The organism is Halosolutus gelatinilyticus, from assembly GCF_023028105.1.
Classification (GTDB): domain Archaea; phylum Halobacteriota; class Halobacteria; order Halobacteriales; family Natrialbaceae; genus Halosolutus; species Halosolutus gelatinilyticus.
On sequence record NZ_CP095492.1, the window covers coordinates 314,086 to 332,185 of the forward strand.

Annotated in this window: 14 protein-coding genes; 3 read left to right on the forward strand and 11 right to left on the reverse strand. The window is 56.6% G+C overall.

Annotated elements, in window-relative coordinates:
* Positions 1 to 119: 119 nt before the first annotated feature.
* The 5 genes from MUH00_RS20520 to folP all read right to left on the reverse strand — a co-directional run bounded on the left by MUH00_RS20520 (position 120) and on the right by folP (position 6,418).
* Positions 120 to 485 carry a VOC family protein gene (locus tag MUH00_RS20520; RefSeq protein WP_247004140.1) on the reverse strand — a complete coding sequence of 122 codons (366 nt, stop codon included), beginning with the start codon at positions 483 to 485 and terminating at the stop codon, positions 120 to 122.
* Between the two features lie 143 nt (positions 486 to 628).
* Entirely contained in the window at positions 629 to 1,528 is a 900-nt protein-coding gene (locus MUH00_RS20525) for a tetrahydrofolate dehydrogenase/cyclohydrolase catalytic domain-containing protein (RefSeq protein WP_247004141.1), read from the reverse strand.
* Positions 1,529 to 1,713: 185 nt separating this feature from the next.
* Positions 1,714 to 2,355 carry an anthranilate synthase component II gene (locus MUH00_RS20530; RefSeq protein ID WP_321576099.1) on the reverse strand — a complete coding sequence of 214 codons (642 nt, stop codon included), beginning with the start codon at positions 2,353 to 2,355 and terminating at the stop codon, positions 1,714 to 1,716.
* The gene (pabB, locus tag MUH00_RS20535) at positions 2,352 to 3,857 is read right to left on the reverse strand and encodes an aminodeoxychorismate synthase, component I (RefSeq protein WP_247004142.1); all 1,506 of its coding nucleotides are present in this window, start codon (positions 3,855 to 3,857) and stop codon (positions 2,352 to 2,354) included. Before pabB ends, MUH00_RS20530 begins: the two co-directional genes overlap by 4 nt.
* A 158-nt stretch (positions 3,858 to 4,015) precedes the next feature.
* Positions 4,016 to 6,418: a dihydropteroate synthase gene (gene folP, locus MUH00_RS20540; RefSeq protein ID WP_247004143.1), complete on the reverse strand. Its 2,403-nt coding sequence runs from the start codon at positions 6,416 to 6,418 to the stop codon at positions 4,016 to 4,018.
* A 158-nt stretch (positions 6,419 to 6,576) separates the two neighbouring features.
* Between folP and MUH00_RS20545 the strand changes: the two genes are divergently transcribed.
* Both MUH00_RS20545 and MUH00_RS20550 read left to right on the forward strand, forming a co-directional pair.
* Complete coding sequence (locus tag MUH00_RS20545) at positions 6,577 to 7,338, forward strand: IclR family transcriptional regulator (protein WP_247004144.1); 762 nt, start codon at positions 6,577 to 6,579, stop codon at positions 7,336 to 7,338.
* A 721-nt stretch (positions 7,339 to 8,059) separates the two neighbouring features.
* Positions 8,060 to 8,920, forward strand: a complete 861-nt coding sequence (locus tag MUH00_RS20550; RefSeq protein ID WP_247004145.1) for a methylenetetrahydrofolate reductase — start codon at positions 8,060 to 8,062, stop codon at positions 8,918 to 8,920.
* Between the two features lie 213 nt (positions 8,921 to 9,133).
* Here MUH00_RS20550 and MUH00_RS20555 read toward each other — a convergent pair whose 3' ends face one another.
* The gene (locus MUH00_RS20555) at positions 9,134 to 10,087 is read right to left on the reverse strand and encodes a formyltetrahydrofolate deformylase (protein ID WP_247004146.1); all 954 of its coding nucleotides are present in this window, start codon (positions 10,085 to 10,087) and stop codon (positions 9,134 to 9,136) included.
* Between the two features lie 956 nt (positions 10,088 to 11,043).
* Between MUH00_RS20555 and MUH00_RS20560 the strand changes: the two genes are divergently transcribed.
* Complete coding sequence (locus tag MUH00_RS20560; RefSeq protein ID WP_247004147.1) at positions 11,044 to 11,481, forward strand: MaoC family dehydratase; 438 nt, start codon at positions 11,044 to 11,046, stop codon at positions 11,479 to 11,481.
* 147 nt (positions 11,482 to 11,628) lie between these two features.
* On the opposite strand, the gene MUH00_RS20565 is transcribed toward MUH00_RS20560, so the two are convergent.
* The 5 genes from MUH00_RS20565 to MUH00_RS20585 all read right to left on the reverse strand — a co-directional run bounded on the left by MUH00_RS20565 (position 11,629) and on the right by MUH00_RS20585 (position 17,554).
* Positions 11,629 to 12,612 carry an ABC transporter permease gene (locus MUH00_RS20565; protein ID WP_247004148.1) on the reverse strand — a complete coding sequence of 328 codons (984 nt, stop codon included), beginning with the start codon at positions 12,610 to 12,612 and terminating at the stop codon, positions 11,629 to 11,631.
* Entirely contained in the window at positions 12,609 to 13,676 is a 1,068-nt protein-coding gene (locus MUH00_RS20570; protein ID WP_247004149.1) for an ABC transporter ATP-binding protein, read from the reverse strand. Before MUH00_RS20570 ends, MUH00_RS20565 begins: the two co-directional genes overlap by 4 nt.
* Positions 13,666 to 14,724, reverse strand: a complete 1,059-nt coding sequence (locus MUH00_RS20575; RefSeq protein WP_247004150.1) for an ABC transporter ATP-binding protein — start codon at positions 14,722 to 14,724, stop codon at positions 13,666 to 13,668. The genes MUH00_RS20570 and MUH00_RS20575 overlap by 11 nt, the downstream gene beginning before the upstream one ends.
* Positions 14,725 to 14,728: 4 nt before the next feature.
* Positions 14,729 to 15,412: an ABC transporter permease gene (locus MUH00_RS20580; RefSeq protein ID WP_247004151.1), complete on the reverse strand. Its 684-nt coding sequence runs from the start codon at positions 15,410 to 15,412 to the stop codon at positions 14,729 to 14,731.
* A gap of 453 nt (positions 15,413 to 15,865) precedes the next feature.
* The gene (locus MUH00_RS20585) at positions 15,866 to 17,554 is read right to left on the reverse strand and encodes an ABC transporter substrate-binding protein (RefSeq protein ID WP_247004152.1); all 1,689 of its coding nucleotides are present in this window, start codon (positions 17,552 to 17,554) and stop codon (positions 15,866 to 15,868) included.
* Between the last annotated feature and the right edge of the window lie 546 nt (positions 17,555 to 18,100).

Below are 18,100 nucleotides of genomic sequence, written 5' to 3' on the forward strand. Positions count from 1 at the left end.
TTCGCCGATCACGATTCGTGGCCGGAATCCTGCGGCTCCCCGTGCGATTTGTCTCGAGCAATACCGCGCTGCTTGACGTCCCGCTCGAAGGGGAGAACTGACCAAAACGCAGGTTCGCCTCAGTCGTTGTCCGCGACGACCTGGAAGCGACGCCCGTCGGGATCGCGGAAGTTCGTGATCGTGCGACCGGTTGCTTCGACGTCGTAGGGACCCACGATCGAATCGACGTCGGCTTCTTCGAGCCGGTCAGTCACATCCTCGATGTCGTCGACGGCGAACGCGATGTGGTTGATCCCGGGCACCTCTTCGCCTTCGACGGTGTGGATCTCGAAGATCGGACCGTCGCCGGCCGCAGGTTCGAGTTCGAACGATTCCCCGTGGTGTTCCGTCGTTCGAAGCTCCTCGTATCCGAGCTTCTTCAGGAAGTCCGCTATTTCTTCGGCGTCACTCGCTTCTATCTCGATGTGATCGATTTCCCCAAGCACACGTCAAGAGACCTTTCAGAACTTGATAAATGTTTCGACCCGGGCCCCGTCGCTCCGTTCGGAACGCCTCGAGGGACTCGATTACCGCCGCTAAAGGCAGCGCCTGACTCGAGACGAGATCGAGGGCGGACTCCGCCCAACGTCTACTGGCCTGGCAACTCGATCGCGACGCCTTCCTGCAGGCTCGCGGCTTTGACCGTATTATAGAGGAGCATCGCGATCGTCATCGGTCCAACGCCGCCCGGAACGGGGGTGATCGCCTCGGCCTTCTCCTCGACGTCCTCGAAGTCGACATCACCGGCGAGCTCATACCCCTTCTCGTTGTCCGCGTCGACTCGGTTCACGCCGACGTCGATCACGGTGGTTCCATCCGTGATCATCTCCGCGTCGATCAGTTCGGGAACGCCGGCGGCCGCGACGACGATGTCCGCCTCGAGGGTCTTCGCCGCTATATCGTCGGTTCGCGAGTGGCAGACGGTGACCGTCGCGTTTCCGCCGTCGGCCTTCTGCACCAAGAGGTTCGCGAGCGGTTTCCCGACGATATTCGAACGGCCTACCACGACGACGTCTTTTCCCGCCGGATCGGCGTCCGCTGCCGCAAGCAGCCTCTGGACGCCGTGCGGCGTGCAGGGTTTGTATCGCGGATCACCGGCCACGAGTCGGCCGACGTTTTCGGGGTGGAACCCGTCGACGTCCTTCAGTGGATCGATCCGGCGCAGGACGCGCTGTTCGTCGACGTGGTCGGGGACCGGCATCTGGACGAGAATCCCGTGAACGGACGGATCCTCGTTGAGTTCACCGATGCGGTCGAACAACTCGTCGGCCGGTTCGTCCGGACCGATCTCGTAATGATACCCCTCGATCCCGATCTGTTCGCACGCGCGTTGCTTCATCGAGACGTACGTCTCACTCGCGCCGTCGTCACTCATCAGAACGGTGGCGAGACCGGGCGTCACGCCCGAGTCGGAAAGCCGTTCGACGCTCGCGGACAGTTCGTTCTGTATTCGGACACCGACTTCGTTACCGTCGATAACGTGTGCCATCTCGTGGTGAACACCTCTCGTTGAGCGGGCGATTCGGGGGCGGAATACGCCGGCTATCCTGTGACCGAATCCGGCTCCAGTTTCACGTCGCGTCCGATCCGAATCCCCATCACGACGTGCGAAACAACACATCCGATATGGAAAATAATTTCGGTGAACGGAGCGCCCGGTCTGCAGCGTCACAGCTACTCCGTAGTGACTGCCGGCCGATCGGTTGCGATCCGTTCACAGAAATTTTCGATCATCTGTTTCCCGCCGTCGGTGAGAATGCTCTCCGGATGGAACTGGACGCCGACGTGTGGCTTCTCGTCGTGACGAACGCCCATGAGGACGTTCCGGTCGTCGGTCGTCCGCGCCGTCGGGACGAGGCATTCCGGGAGATCGGTTTCGGCCGAGGCCAGCGAGTGGTATCGACCGACCTCGACGGTCTCCGGAAGTCCCGCGAACAGTCCTTTCCCGTCGTGCGTTACCGCCGACGGCTTTCCGTGAATCACTTCCGGAGCGTGGCCGACCGAAGCGCCGTAAGCTGCACAGAGCGCCTGATGACCGAGGCAGACACCGAGCGTCGGATACTCGGTCTCTTCGAAGATGGCCATTGACACACCGGCTTCCTCGGGCGTTCCCGGTCCCGGCGAGATGACGATTCCGTCGGGATCCAGTTCACAGATCGCGTCCACGCTGATCTCATCGTTTCGTCGGACCACAAGCGACGACGCGTCGTCCGTATGGGGCCCAGTCGCGATGGAGCCCTCGAACGAAACGACTTCGCCCACGTACTGAACGAGGTTGTACGCGAACGAGTCGTAATTGTCGATGATCAGTATCATTGTGATCCCTCAAGCGTCTCCGCGGACGTCTCTACGGAGAGCGACGCGCAATCGCCCAGCGCAGAATCGACGGCGGTAATGAGCGCGGCGGCCTTGTCCAAGGTCTCCTCGTACTCGCGTTCCGGTTCGGAGTCGTGGACGATCCCCGCACCGACCCGGAGATGATACTGGTCTTTGTATCCGACAAGTGTTCGGATGACGATGTTCAGGGTAGCACGCCCGTCGAACCCGAGAGCGGCGATGCTACCGGTATACGGACCCCGGCGTGTCGATTCGACCTCGTCGATTATTTCCATCGTCCGCGGTTTCGGAGCCCCGGTGATCGTTCCCCCTGGGAAGACGGCGCTGATGGCGTCAGCGATCGAAGCCTCCGAACCGAGTCGACCCTCGACGAGCGAGACGAGATGCATCACTTCGGAGTACCGGTCGACGCGCCGGTACTCCGAGACATCGACCGTTCCGTATTCGCAGACTTTCCCGAGATCGTTCCGTTCGAGGTCGACGAGCATCGCGTGTTCCGCGCGCTCTTTCTCGTCGGAGCGGAGGTCGGTCTCGAGTTTGTCGTCCACCGTCGGCGTTTCTCCGCGAGGTCGCGTTCCGGCGATCGGCTCGGTCGCCAGTCTATCGCCCGCTACGTCGAGGAGTAGCTCCGGGCTTGCACTTATGAGATCTACGCCCGGAAACTCGAGCAGCCCCGAGTACGGTGCCGGATTGACGTCGCGCAGCGCCGCGTAGGCGTTCACGGGATGGACAGCTGCTGGCGCTGTGAGTCGATGAGAGACGTTCGCTTGGAACGTCTCACCGTCGCGGATATACCGCTTTACGGTCTCGACCCGATCGGCGAACCCGCTGGAGCCGCACTCGCTTTCAAACTCTGCGGTGCCCGCCGCCCGAGGCGGTGACGAGACATCCGTCGTACCCGTAGTTGCAGCCGACGCGAGGTCCAACGCGGCTTTCAGCCCGCGTTGGTAGGCCACCTCCATGTCGTTGACTACGGGGCAGGCAGTAATACAAAGCGTGACATCGCTATCGTGAGGTTCTTGCCATGCGGCCACGCAGTCGAAGACGCCCAACTGGAGCCGCGGAAGTCGCCGCTCGTTTCGCGTCCGCTCCGAGATGTCCTCAAGTTCGCGAGCGATATCATAGGAGAGCCAGCCGAAGGCGCCGCACGGATACGGGACGTTGCAGTCGCCTCGAACGAGTCGTTCCCTTTCGAGCAGGCCGTCGACGGCGGCCAGCGACGATTCGCGCTCGCACAACGATGTCGCGTTCGCTCCGACCTGAATACGCTCGCTCGGTTCGATACCGAAATAGCCCCACCCCTCTTGGCCCCCGGTCGTCTCGAGATAGAACCCGCCGGAACCGTCTCGCGCCCGCCGATACGCTTCGAACGGGTCCGAAACAGTGACCCGGACTTCGACTGGGACTCGAGCACCTGCGGGCGCTTGGGCAGCTGTACGCGCAAACGAGTTGAACGTCGTTTCGATTTCTGGATCTGACATGGTCCGCTGTCGTCTATCTACTGCACCCGGTGCACGAGCGCAGCATTGTTCCTGTAGATATCCCGAGGTCGTAAACGTTACCACCGAAACAGCCGTCGCGAGCGCGGAGTGCGGCTCGTAGCCGTAGTTCGAACGCCCTGATCGCTTTGGATACGCCTTCACGTCCAGTCCGGCATCGCCTCGGCCGTTCGCATCGCCGCGACGTTCTCGGCGACGTCGTGGACGCGGATGATATCGGCGCCGCGGTCGGCGGCGAGAGCGGTCGCAGCGATTGTCGGCGCGAGGCGATCGTCCAGTCCGCAGGAGACCCGATCGAACATCGATTTGTGAGAGTGACCGATTAGAATCGGACACTCCAGCGCGTGGAACTCATCCAGTCGATTGATCAGTTCGAACGATTCCGCGGCGCTCTTTCCGAACCCGACTCCCGGATCAACGACGATTCGCTCCCGATCGACCCCGGCGCGTTCGGCGAGCAGAATCCGCTCCGTGAGTTCTCCGATGACGTCCTCGACCACGTCGTCGTAGGTAACCGATCGGTCCGGGTTCACCGGCGCGTCTATGCTGTGCATCACAATGACGGGAACATCGTGGTCAGCGATCACGCGACGCATATCGGGATCCGAGAGTCCCGTCACGTCGTTGATCGCGTCGGCACCGGCCTCGATTGCGGCCTCGGCTACGGCGGCCTTTCGTGTGTCTACCGCGATCGAGACCGATCGATCCGCGAGTCGTTCGACGACGGGAACGACGCGGTCGATCTCCCGTTCGGCAGACACCGGGTCCGCGCCTGGCCGAGTACTCTCACCGCCGACGTCGACGATGCTCGCTCCCTCCGCGGCGAGCCGGTTCGCTCTGGCCACGGCGTCCTCGACGCAGTCGTACTGGCCGCCGTCGTGAAAACTGTCCGGGGTGACGTTCAAGATCCCCATGATCGCCGGGTGGTCCCACGGGAACGCACTACTGGTCTCCCGCTCGTCGTCGAAGTTGAGGATGGCTCTGAGCTGAGCGGCGATATGGGAGAGCTCTCCCGCCCTAACTTCGAGGAGATCGATGAGACGGCGGAACTCAGCGGCAGATCCATTCAAAACCACGTCAACGTGCTGGTGGACGCCGTCGATGTCCGAAACGGCCGCCGTCCCGCCGAGCGAGAGCATGAGGGCCTTGAGTCGCTCGGCCCGGATGGGTCGGCAGTAGGTTTTGACGGTGTATTCGGAGACGTCGACTTCCGCTAACTGCTCGCCGAAAGACGACAGTTCAGTAACGCTCGTTGGATCTGCCATTCGTTTCGGGATTACCGGTCTCGTCCACCGATCGCGGGCTTCGGAGACGGTGTACAGCGATCCCGTTACGAGCACGAGATCGTCGGGATCCGCCCTATGAATCGCCCGTTCGACGGCGTCGAGAACCGACGGTATGATGTCGATGGGTGCGCCGGTTCGGCGCGCGAGAATCCGTCTGATCGAGTCGAGATTCGCTGCGCGATCGACGGCCGGTCGACAGAGTACGACGCCGTCGACCGACGGGAGATTCTTGGCCATTTCTTTGTGATCCTTGTCCTGCAGAACACCGAAAACCAGGTGGAGGTCGTCGTAGTCGTACCGTTCGACGAGCGTCGCTAGCTTCGAACAGGCGTCCGGGTTGTGCGCGCCGTCGAGTACGACGCAGGGATCTGAATCTACGATCTCGAATCGACCGGGCCAGTGCGCCTTTCGGAGGCCTCGAGCCAGTGTTCGTTCGTCGATGTCCGCAAATTGGCGCGCGAGCGTCGCTGCGATGCCGGCATTGACCGCCTGATGGCGGCCGAGCAACGAAAGTTGCGTTTCGACGCGCCAGTCAGCACTTTCGATCGCGATCGATTCCTCCGTTCGCGACGTGAGCCCGTTTGGCTCCACGAGGACGTCCGCGTCCTCTTCTCCCACGGTTACGACGTTGGTCTCCTCGCGAATCGCTGAGAGCGCCTCGCCCGTCGTACCGGTTACCAGCGGTCGATCCGTCGGCGCGACCTGTGCCTTATCGCGAGCGATCTCGTCGGTGGTATCCCCCAAGATGTCCGTGTGTTCGAGACTGACAGACGTCACGCCGGAAGCGACGGGATCGACGACGCTCGTTGCATCGTGGCGGCCGCCGATTCCGACCTCGAGCACCGCCACGTCGACATCTCGCCGGCCGAAGTACGCCAGTCCGAGCGCAGTCACAACCTCGAACTGGGTCGGTGCATCATCAGCGGCGGCCCGGTCCGCTACGTGGGGACGTATCCGCTCAACGAGCGCTGTCAGTTCCCGTTTCGGGATCTTTCGCCCGTTGACTTGAATTCGCTCTCGGAGGCCGTTCAAGTCCGGCGACGTGTACAGTCCGACATCGAACCCGGCTTCCCGGAGAACGCGTGCGAGCATACACGCTGTACTCCCTTTTCCGTTAGATCCCGCGATTTGGACGTACCGAGGGCCGTCGTGCGGGTTTCCAAGGGCGTCTAACATCTCCGCGGTCGTTCCCGTTCCGAATTTCGGTCGAGTATCCTGTAAACCGGCTAGATAGTTGACTGCCTCGAAATACTCCATATCCGTTTTCAACGGTTCCGAATTATTAATCTATCGCCGATCCTTCGGTGAGTTCGTTCGCATCTTCGAGAGAAAGGAAAATGAGGAGACGAAGTGCGGGGATAGTCGGCGTCCGACATAATCAGAATATACAAAGGATATCACCGCATAGCTAGAGTATGAACCAAGATCCGCCCACTCTCAGCACGATTCAACGAGCGTTCGAGATTATGGACCTCCTCTGGGAGTTAGATGGTGCCGGACCGACCGAACTCGCCGAGCGTATGGACGTCCCGAACAGCACGGTGTACGACTACCTTCGGACACTGAGTAATACGAAGTACGTGACCCGCGAGAGCGGCGAGTATCGTCTCAGTACGTATTTCCTCACGATTGGCGGCGAGATGAAACATCGCAACCGACTCTTCCAAGTAGCGAAACCGGAGATGAAGCGAGTCGCGGCGGAGACGGACGAACTGGTCGGGCTCACCATCGAGAACGGTGGAGTCGGCGTGGTCTTTCACCAAGAAGAGGGACAACAGGCGCTGAGCGTCGGGACCTATCCCGGAGCCGCTCATCCGCTGCATACGATCGCGACGGGAAAAGTGATCTTAGCGCATCTCCCCGAAAAGCGACTCGACGAGATCATTACCACGCGGGGATTGGAACAACGGACGGAGCACTCGATTACAGATCCGGATCGACTGAAGGCCGAACTCGAGGAAATTCACGAACAAGGGTACGCGATCGATTCGAACGAACAGGTCATCGGCCTCGGAATGCTGGCGGTCCCCATCCTCATCGACGACCGAGTAATCGGCTCGTTCGGCCTTGCCGTCCCCACGGAACGGCTCCAGAACGAGCCGTACAGAGAAACGCTTCTGCAGGAATTACGCGAAATGGAGAATACGGTCACGTTGAACTATCAGTACGGGACCTGACCGGAGCTGACCTGGTTAAAAATCGGTGTCGGCGGCTGATTCGTACTGTTTCCGATATACTCGGATTCGGACGTGGCGCGTCAGATTTACGATCATATTATTGTAAATACACGGCTTCGGAGCAGCCGTTGACTCTTGCTCCGAGCAGTATTCATCCGGAGCCGCGAGTTGCGACCCCCCGCTGCAGCCGGTTATCACTCATCACCCAATACCGATCGCTACCGGGGCAAATGTCGTCTCCCCGGCCCGAATCTTTGCAGAGTTGGCGGCTTACTATCCGACGAGATCGTTTCTTCGTATCGCATTTCTTCGTCCGCCTCTCAAGTGTACCTGTCGTCCATAGCATCCGAATATGTCGGACAAAAATTCGATTTTGACGCCGCGTGAGGCGAACATTCGGGCTGGGTAACTAATTTTGCGACCTTGCTCGCGTTCGATCCGGTCACACTGCGTAGGTGGTGGAACGCACCGTCGCGCGAGACGCCCGTCGATCCGCGGATCGGCGACTGGAACCGATAGGCGATTCCAGCGACCGTCTCCCGCACCTCTCGGCGAGCTGGATCGCGAAGAGACAACCAGACCCAGATAACCGTGCTATGAAAATGTTTATCATCCCGAAGCCGTTTGTAACGAATACAAGGATCCGAATCGGCCTGTCGCTCGCCGGAGATGGACGTTCCGAACGGATCCGGAGAATCCCGTAACAAGAGGTAATACGATAATGAAAGCCGGAACTTCAAGTGAAAAGACGCCTACTAGTTCTCCGTTGCTCCGTAATCCGCGATACGAACTGATGCCGTTCGAGAGCTTCGGCGACCAGATCGAGCACCTGCCGAACGATGCGACGGTTACGATCACCGCTTCACCGCAGCTCGAACTCGAGGCGACCATCGAGTGGGCCGAGAAAGCGGCAGAGCGCGGCTTCGAGGTCGTTCCACACGTTTCGGCTCGGTACGTACGCAATAGAGATCACCTCACGGAGATTTCAGAACGCCTCCGAAGCGTCGGTATCACGGACATTTTCGTCCCGGGCGGCGACCGAGAGGAGCCGATCGGTGAGTTCGAGTCGGCCTACGATCTCCTCATAGCGCTCAAGGACATCGAATACGAGTTCGACGACATCGGAATTACCGGCTATCCAGAGGGTCACGAGTTCCTCTCGGACGAGACGCTCGCCGAATCGATGAAGAAGAAGGCGCCGTACGCGACCTACATCACGACGCAGCTCTGCTACGATCCGCACACGATTCTGGATTGGATTGGCGAGGTCCGCGACCGCGGTGCCGAACTTCCGGTCGAGGTCGGCATCCCGGGCGTGATGAAATATCAGAAATTAGTGAATATTTCCCAGAAAGTCGGCGTCGGTGATTCCGTCAGGTTCCTCAAGAAGACGACCGGGATCTTCGGGTTCGTCAAGCAGTTCGTCGGATCCCGCGGAAAGTACGAACCGGACGACCTCGTCGATGGCCTCGAACCGTACGCCGACGATTCCGACTACGGTATTCGAGGGCTGCATATTTACACGTTCAACCGAGTCCCAGACACTGAATCGTGGCGGAAAGAGCGGCTACAGACGCGATAGTCGTCCTTATTTCGTTTGATCACGACAGCTCTTCGTTGTACCTGTACCGATACCACTATGGTACAGTCGATTCCCAGCCGGGTTGTGATGCGATCAGACGATGTCGCAACCGTTAGAACGGCAGTAGAACGTTCGTAGATAACGCGACACTCACCTTTCAGCGCTTCGTCCCGAAGCGATCATCTGCTCTCGGAACTTGCCGACGCCTGTCGGTCAATCACCGGCCACCTTCGTCGATCCCGGCGCGCTCTCGACATCGACCGGTTCTTCGGGATTCAGCCGATCGATCTCTTCTGGGAGGCCGAGCTGGGCATCGGTCCCATCGCGGACGTGAGTCCGGCCGCGACCGGCGATGAGTTCTCCATCCAGGTGGAGTTCGATGGCCTCGAGCAGCGCCTCGGCTTCGAGGGGTTGTCCGATCTCTCGGAGCTGCACTTCCGTTGTGTTGTCGGGCACGTTGAACGCTCGCTGTGTGATGATCGGCCCTTGATCGAGATCGGGCGTCACGTAATGGGCGGTGACCCCGCCGATACGAACGCCTTCTTCGACGGCCTGCATGTACGCCCGGGCGCCAGGGAACGCTGGTAGCAGAGAGGGGTGCACGTTGATGATTCGATTCTGGTACCGGAAGACCACGTCGGGACTGAGGATCCGAATGTATCGCGCGAGGGCGATCAGATCGATACCATACCCCTCCAATAAGTCGAGCAGTTCGGCCTCATCCGGTTTGCCGTCTTCATCTCCGATGTCGTGGAAGGGGACGCCGTACTCCCTCGCTAGAGGTTCCAGATCGGAGTGGTTCCCGATGACGACGTCGATGTCTGCCTCGAGCTCGCCGCTATCGGCCTCTTCGAGTAAGGTCTCGAGGCAGTGACTCTCCTTCGTCACGAGGACGGCAAGGGATTGCGGCTCTTCCGCAGGGAACCGGACGCGTACGTCGACGCCTAACTCGTCGCAGAGCGTCTCCAAGTCGTTTCGAAGTTCGGACTGCGAACAGTCCATGTCGCTCACATCGACGTGCATGGTCATTCGGAACAACTCGTCGCGCACGGCCTGATCTAACTCCTCGATATTGATCTCGTGTTCGAACAGAAGGGTCGTGATCTCTGCCAAGAGGCCGGCGTCGTCGTCACCGACGACTGTGATTTCAGTTAAGTCTGTATTCATCTCTAACACCACGCTTTGATCGGGGTCGTCGTTTATCCACTCGGCATCCAGCCACTAAAATCTACCGTCTCTTGGACACTCACGACTTCTATGAGTATCTCGGACTACTTCCGGAATTCGGAGTGACGAACCGGTGGGAGAATTCCTTTGCAACTCGTCTCTTGAGAGCGAAGCATTACTAATAACGAGAGATAACGGTAGAATCAGAATGCGAGCGGGAGTAGCGGCCGAACTCTCCGATCCGTTGCCTTCTGCTTTCGTTCATGATTCAATTTCTTGCGCCGAGACGGGGCAATGAAATACGGTCTTCAATACTAGCGGGCGTTTCAGAGCCCTCATATCCGAAATACCCGCATTATCCCGATATTCCGCGTTCTTTGGGTTTTATTCCGAGCTGAATTCGCAACAGAACCCGACTCCATACCATTCCCGTACCATGGGATTGAAATTATACGATACAAATTTTAAAAATACAATTTATTAAAAGGTATTTAATGCTATTACATACATACTATCGTAAAGAACAGGAAAAGACGGATCGGGCTTCATCTGAAATACTCGGACCCACACCCTTTCTCGTGAATTGTTGAGTGCTACGTATTTAAACGCAATCTGATTCAATCTCAAGAGCACCCGTAAGATTCGCTTGGGATTCTGCCGTCACTGAGCATCCAGATACAAAAACGTGGAGGGACGGTGCCATCACTAACACCGGTGTGGGGAGCAGCCTGGCCTCCGCATACGGGCGTATGTACGCTCGCTACGGCCAATACTACTATGACGAATACGAGCAGTGTCGCGATAGCGATGACGGCTCCGAACCAGATCGCGACCGTCTAACCCATGCTGGCGGTGAACCGACGACATCCATAGAGACTGCCGATGCGGATTCCTCTTCATAATAATTATACGACGAGATGGAAACGCTTTTCCACCGTTTCCTGCTATAAGTTAGCATGCAATATTATGATGACATCACGGTCGGTGAGATTCGAGAGTGCGGAGACTACCACATTACAAAAACGGAAATTATCGAGTTTGCAGAACAGTACGATCCGCAGCCGTTTCACACGGACGAGGAAGCTGCAAGGGATTCAGTATTCGGAGAATTGGTTGCGTCGGGATGGCACGTCGCGGCGATATGTATGCGACTGAGCGCCGACGAAATGGGGGATGAGTACGCGACCATAGCTGGTATCGGAGTCGATGAACTCCGGTGGAAAAACCCAGTCACACCCGACGACATGCTGTCACTCCGCGTTGAAGTCGTCGATAAACAGCCATCTGAAAGCAAACCGGATCGTGGCCACATTAAGACGCGGAGGGAAGTCACGAATCAAGATGGTGAAATCGTGCTCTCGATGATTGCGATCTCGCTGGTTGCGCGGAGGTGAGTCCGCTGAACCGAGTAACGATCGATCTCCCATCTGTAGAACGCTTGTCGGCGCCTCAATTAGACGCCGTCCCCTTGAGAGACTGCTAATCCGTTCGCGTCGTCGCTGAATTTGAACGCATCGGTACCGAGGGATGTATCGAAGACGTTAGTCTTCGATCGTAATTCTCGGATCGATTACCGTATAGAAGATATCGACGATTAGGTTTCCGACGATAATCCAGACTGCGACAATGATGAAGAGGAATTGAATCGTCGGTGTATCCCGTGAGAGAACCGATTCGAACAGAAGCGTTCCGATGCCGGGCCAGTTGAAGACGGTTTCAATGAGGACGAGTCCGCTGATCGCGGTCGCTGTCTGAGCGGGAAGAAGCGTGATGACTGGGAGCGAGGAGTGCTTCATGAGGTGTTTGAATCGGGTCTTACTTGGCAACCCCGCAATACGCTGGAAGTACGTATACTCCTGACCCTTGACATCGATAACGCTCCCTCGCATTATCAGCGCTGGATAGTACAAGAACGTCAAAACGATCGTCGAGAACGGAAGTACGTAATGCTTCCAGAAATCGCGTGTTAGATAGACCTCGTAGTGTGAATCGATAGCGGCGTACGTCTCGTACGTCGCCATCCCTCCGACGGGGAACAGCTCGAACACTGATGAGAACACGAGCAGAAGCACGATTCCGATGAAGAAGTTCGGCGTCGTTCCGATGACCGTGGGCGGGAGGATCCCATAGCGCTCGAATGCCGTCCCCGACTTCGTTCCCAGCAGTGCTCCGTAAACCGATCCGATAACGAAAGCGACGAGGACGGCCGGGATAACGAGTATAAGCGAGTTCATGAGCGGCTCGCGAACGTAGCTCCAGACCGGTTCGTTCGAGACGCGGGAAGTACCGGGGTTTCCGGTCACCAGGTTGCTCATGAACTGATAGTACTGAACGTGCAGCGGCTCATTCAGTCCCCACGATTCCCGGATCTCTTCTAACTCGCCGGGTGAGGCGCCACCGCCTGCCAGCACCGTCGCGTAGTCTCCCGGCATGAGCCGGAACGCGATGAACAGGAAGGATGCGACAGCGAATATTAAGAATACCGTCACGACGAGGCGTCGGATGTAGTATTGGATTTTGCTCATGACTCCGACACCTCCGTTTTGTTGATCTCGCCTGGAGATCCACCGATAGGATCACCGTCGTAAAGGTGGCAGGCGACCTGATGCGTGGTTTCGTCGTCGTGTACTTCGAATGCAGGTCGCTGATCACAGACGTCCATCCGTTCCGGACAACGATCCTTGAAACGACAACCTGTCGGCAGGTTCTGCGGATCTCCCGGTGTTCCGTCGAGTTCGGTCCGGGCCCGATCGTGGAACGGATCGGGTACCGGTATCGCGTCGATCAACGCTCGCGTGTACGGATGCTTCGGATCGGAGAGGATTTTCCGCGTCGGCGCGCTTTCGACGATCCGACCGAGATACATGACGTTTACTCTATCACACACGTACGACACTGTGGATAGGTCGTGGGAGACATAAAACATCGCGACGTCGTACTCGTCGGTGAGTTCGCTCAAGAGCTTTAGAATCGACGCTTGGGTGGAGACATCGAGCATGGACACCGGTTCGTCGGCGAGAACGACATCGGGTTCGAGGATCAGCGCTCGAGCGATTGATACGCGTTGCTTCTCGCCACCTGACAGCTGTGACTCACGGCGATCGATATACTCCTCGGCCGGCGTTAGCCTGACCGTTTCGAGCATATCGAGGAGTTCCTCCTCGTCGGCCTCGATGCCGTGTATCTTGAACGGCTCTTTGAGAGTTTCTCGGACGGAGAAATGTGGATTCATCGTGTTAAACGGGTCCTGAAATATCACCTGAATCTTCCGACGGAGTTCTTTCCAATCTGCTTTGTCAAACTCCGATATCGGCTGCCCATTGTACAGGATCTCCCCGGACGTCGGGTTGTGTTCTCCCATAAGCGTCATGAGAAGCGTCGACTTTCCACATCCGCTCTCCCCAATGATACCGTGGACTTGGTTTTCCGCCAACTCAAGGTTGACGCCGTCGACCGCACGGACTGGCTCTTGGGGCCCACCTCCGACGATTATTTGGCGAATGGTTTCCGCGATATTCGTTGACTGTTCGAAATGTTTTTCGACATCTTGGAGTTCCAGTATCGGTCCCGTCTCGTTGTCAGTCGTCATTTTCGTATCCCTCGTTTTCAATAGCGTTTGTCTGTGGTCTCTCGATTTTGTTCAAGTGCTCGCTTGCCAGCGATTCCATCTCGTTGCTTCGGAAACAAGAGACGGCATGGCTGCTGTTCCCGTTTAGTGAATCAACTGAAGGGAGTGACTTTCGGCACTTCTGTTCGGCCCACGGGCACCTACTCGCGAACGTACAATAGTCTACCTCGTCGCGCAACGCGGGCGGGCTTCCCTCGATAACCTCGAGTTCGCGATCGGGGTATCGAGCATCGGGGAACGACTCTTGGAGGAGTATCGTATACGGATGTCTCGGCGTAGAGAATATCTCCTTAGTAGTTCCTCTCTCTGCGATCTGCCCTCCGTGCATTACCGCCATCGAATCACAGGTTTCGAAGACGACCGCGATATCGTGTGTAATGAGAAGCAGCCCAAGCTCTTGCTCGTCACGTAGGCCATCGATATGCTTGAGGAACTGATCCTGCATGATCACGTCCAGTGCCGTTGTGGGTTCATCAGCAATGATGAGAGAGGGATTCAGCAGCAATGACATTGCAATTATCGCGCGCTGTTTCATCCCTCCCGAGAATTGATGCGGGTAGTCGGTGGCCCTCGACTGCGGAAGGCCGACGATATCGAACAATTCCTTGAGCCGATCCACTGCTTTCTCACCTGACCAATCGGTGTGTACTTGTGCAATTTCGATCGCTTGATCGCTCAACTTTGCGAGGGGGTTGAGACTGTTCATCGCCGCTTGTGGAATCACTGCGATTTCTTTCCAGCGAATTTCTTCGTTGTACTCTCTTTCTGAGAGATCCTGAATTTCGCGACCCTTGTACCGAATCGTCCCTGAAGAAATTTCGCCGTTTGAATCGAGCCCTCGAATCACTGATTTAGCGAGCGTACTCTTTCCACAGCCACTTTCACCCACGAGTCCAAAGTATTCGTTTGGTCCGATCGTGAACGACGCATTGGTCACAGCGTGAACATCTTCACTGTTCATCCGATACGTGATGTCTATGTTCTCAACTTCGAGTAGTGGTTCTGTCATTGTCTCAGGCAACCTGATTGACTTGCTCTTCGTTGACTCGCTCATAGCTCCGTCCGAGAAGAAAAACCGCGAGTACTGTCAAGGAAATCATCGCTCCCGGGGGAATTGCCCACCACCAGGCTTCGGTCATATTTCCGGATGAGTATGCGTTTCGAAGCATCACGCCCCACGATGGAATGTACGGATCCATGAATCCTAGGAAGGCAAGCCCAGCACTAATCAAAATGGTTATCCCGGTCCCAAGTGCTAGGAAAAGCACTACCATTCCCATCATATTCGGCAGAATATGACGCGTGATGACGTACCAGTCACTTGCACCCAGCATTTTTGCGGCTTTGATATGTTCACGTTCTTTGATCTGTAACACTTGTGACCGGAAGACGCGCGCATTTCCTCGCCACAGTAATAGTCCGATTATGAGGACCGAACTCCAGAAACCCATCCCAAAGTAGGCGACGAGCACGATTGCAGTCGGGATAATCGGAATCCCGTACGCGAAATCAGTCGCTCGCATGAGTAAGCTATCAACCTTTCCACCATAGTAGCCTGATAACGTTCCAATGGTGAGACCAACGCTGACGATAATCAAACCACCGACTATGCCAGTGAGTAAGGTCGAACTCGCCCCGTAAATTAACCGAGAGAGAACATCCTCTCCGGACGCAGTCGTGCCAAGCGGATGTTCCATCGACGGTGGTGCTAGTCTGGCTATTTCACCGTCCAGACTACGATGGACCGTCGTGTGTTCGTACGGCATTAAGCTTTGATCGAACACGCTGATGAATACTAGCATCGCCAGAAAAATGAGACAGACTATTGTTATCCGATCTGAAAGATACCTTTTGATACTTATTCTGAACGATTCAATATAACTGTTCTCGAACAAAGAATTAAGCCGAATTCGTACTTTGGTGGATTCACTCATCTTTGGATATGTGTTAGAATGTCATGCAGGGGACCCACATAAAAGTTTTCTTCAATTGCATTCATCAGAACCCCACCCGGTGTCAGTAGCATTGCATTCTGACCTCCCGTCAAACTCAGTCAAAATGATGTACCGGATTATCGAGTATATTTAGTTGTTTTTGTATCATGCCGTATCGGGGCTCGTCAAAGGAACCACGAGAGCAGTTCGAGTGCGTTACTCAACGCAGGGATACTCATCAGGGTGATCGGTCGGAGCGTCGCCTGCCGGCCAACGTGGGTCCGTGTCGATGTCATCCGGATAGACTAACCGATCATCATCATTCCAGGTCCAACCTGCTTCTTTGAGGATCTCTCGTGCTCTTTCAGTATTCCCACTCGGGGATTGAGCGATTTGCGTTAATCCTTCCGCGTCGTCGGGATAGAACGGATGCCGTTCTCCCCACGGCGACGAGTAAAGGTGGATCTCCCCATCACCTCTCGTCAAGAGATCCGCGAGGTACTTCCGATCGATGGCTTCCGAGAGTGCAAGCCGGAACTCGCGGAACTGAGTAACAGGGAAACTATGTTGTGGCTGAAGCCACCAATCGCCAAATCCTGGAACTCCTTCGAGCTCAGCGTAGTCTTCGTCTTCAAGTTTGGCCGCGAGGTCGCTACCGATGCTGAATATGACGTCGAGGTCACCGGCTTCGAACGCTCGGACGGCACCGGTCTGGTCCTCGAACGCTCGCATGACGAGTTCTCCTTCAGTGTCGACCCAGTGATCGTCGTACGGCTTGAGATGGAGGAGTTCGTCTCGTCTCCAGTTGGTCACTTGGTAGGCGCCGGATCCAACAACGGGGTCTAGATCGACGTTAGACGGATTCTCTTCTGCCCCGCCATCCAGCCAGACGTCCTTTGGCACGATACCCCACGTTGTTGCTGTTCCTCGAAGGAAGGGTGCGTAAGATTCTTCGAAATTGAATTCGACGGTGTGATCGTCGATAACTTCGATCGATTTGTAAGGGACTTCACTGGCCTCTTGGAAGTGAGCCGTGTTCTCGTTGACGAACTCCATCGTCCACTGGACGTCCTCGGCAGTGATGGGATCACCGTTATGGAACGTGGCCTCTTCGCGGAGTTCGAACGTGAATGTCGTTGCCTCGTCCTCGATTTCCCAATCCGTCGCAAGATAGGGCTGGAGCTCGTTGTTCTTATCGAAGTACACCAACGGAGAGTGAACAACGGTCCCCCAAATCGTCGACGGCGTATTCACCATGTAGGTGGAAGACTGCATCGCCGTGCTCGTTATGTTGGTGTTGATCGTGTTCCCGTCCGACGGAGCCATGTCCCTGATGAACAGATCCGTATTCCGGTCGGCGATACCCTGTGCACCAGTATCGTCGGCGATATCCACTCCATCCGGCCGATACACAGATCGAACGTACATCGAGAACAGATTGATCGAAGCCACATCCTCCGACCAGACACTCGCCGCTTCGTGGATGACTGATTCGCGTTCGTCGGGGTCAGAGATGCTGACTTGCTCCTCGACGAGATTAGTGAACTCACAGTTTGCGTACTGGTTTACGTTGCCCAATCCGTTCGCGCCCGCCCGTTGGGCCTGGAACGACCGGAGGATATTGTGCGGCTCTAGGAGTTGTGGCATGTCCGGATTGACGTCGAGGTGGAGGTGACGCGATCGGTCGTCGTTAAAAAGCTCGGACCACATCGTGTTTATTTCTTTCGTCGAAACATCCGCTGGAACTCCCAGTTCTTTCTCGAGCACGTCGGCGAGGTGAAGGTGCGCTTGTTCGATCGCTGATTCTGACGTCACACCCGTCATCGATTCCAGGTACACGGTAGGTACCGGTTCGCCTGGCTCGTGTTCTTCGGAGCCTCCACCCATACACCCTGCCAGAGTCATCCCAGCAGCCGCCGAGAGCGCACCTAAACACGTTCGTCTATCAATACTTCGCTCGTGGTTTGCGTCTTCGTTACTCATTATAATCCAGATGGCACCTGTTCCCATTTGTGCATGTGTAGCACACGCATGTGTTATTCATCACTATATATATAAGTTTCTAACTTCATGATGAAATGTGATGAACAAACGCTGAAAGAGTTACCGGCACAGTTTGGGCGATCGGCTGAACCGATGACTGAAACGGAACATCGCTTCGAACTCAACACCTGTTCGGCGGCGTTTCTTGTGATGATTCGTCGGATTCGGGCGCGGCAATTTTCGCTCGAGTCCCGACGCGACTTCCAGGGTTAGTATCCCTGGAAATCAGCACATCGATCGATCCGTTCGCCAGGTATTTGGTAATGTCAAACACACGTCTTTCGATCCGGATTGCGCGTGATAGCGTACTTCATCCCCTCGTCTACTCCTAGTTATGCATCTGGGCGGTTCGTTCGTTGATGGGGACCGCACGAGCTCTTGGCATTTGGTCCGATACTGTACGATAAT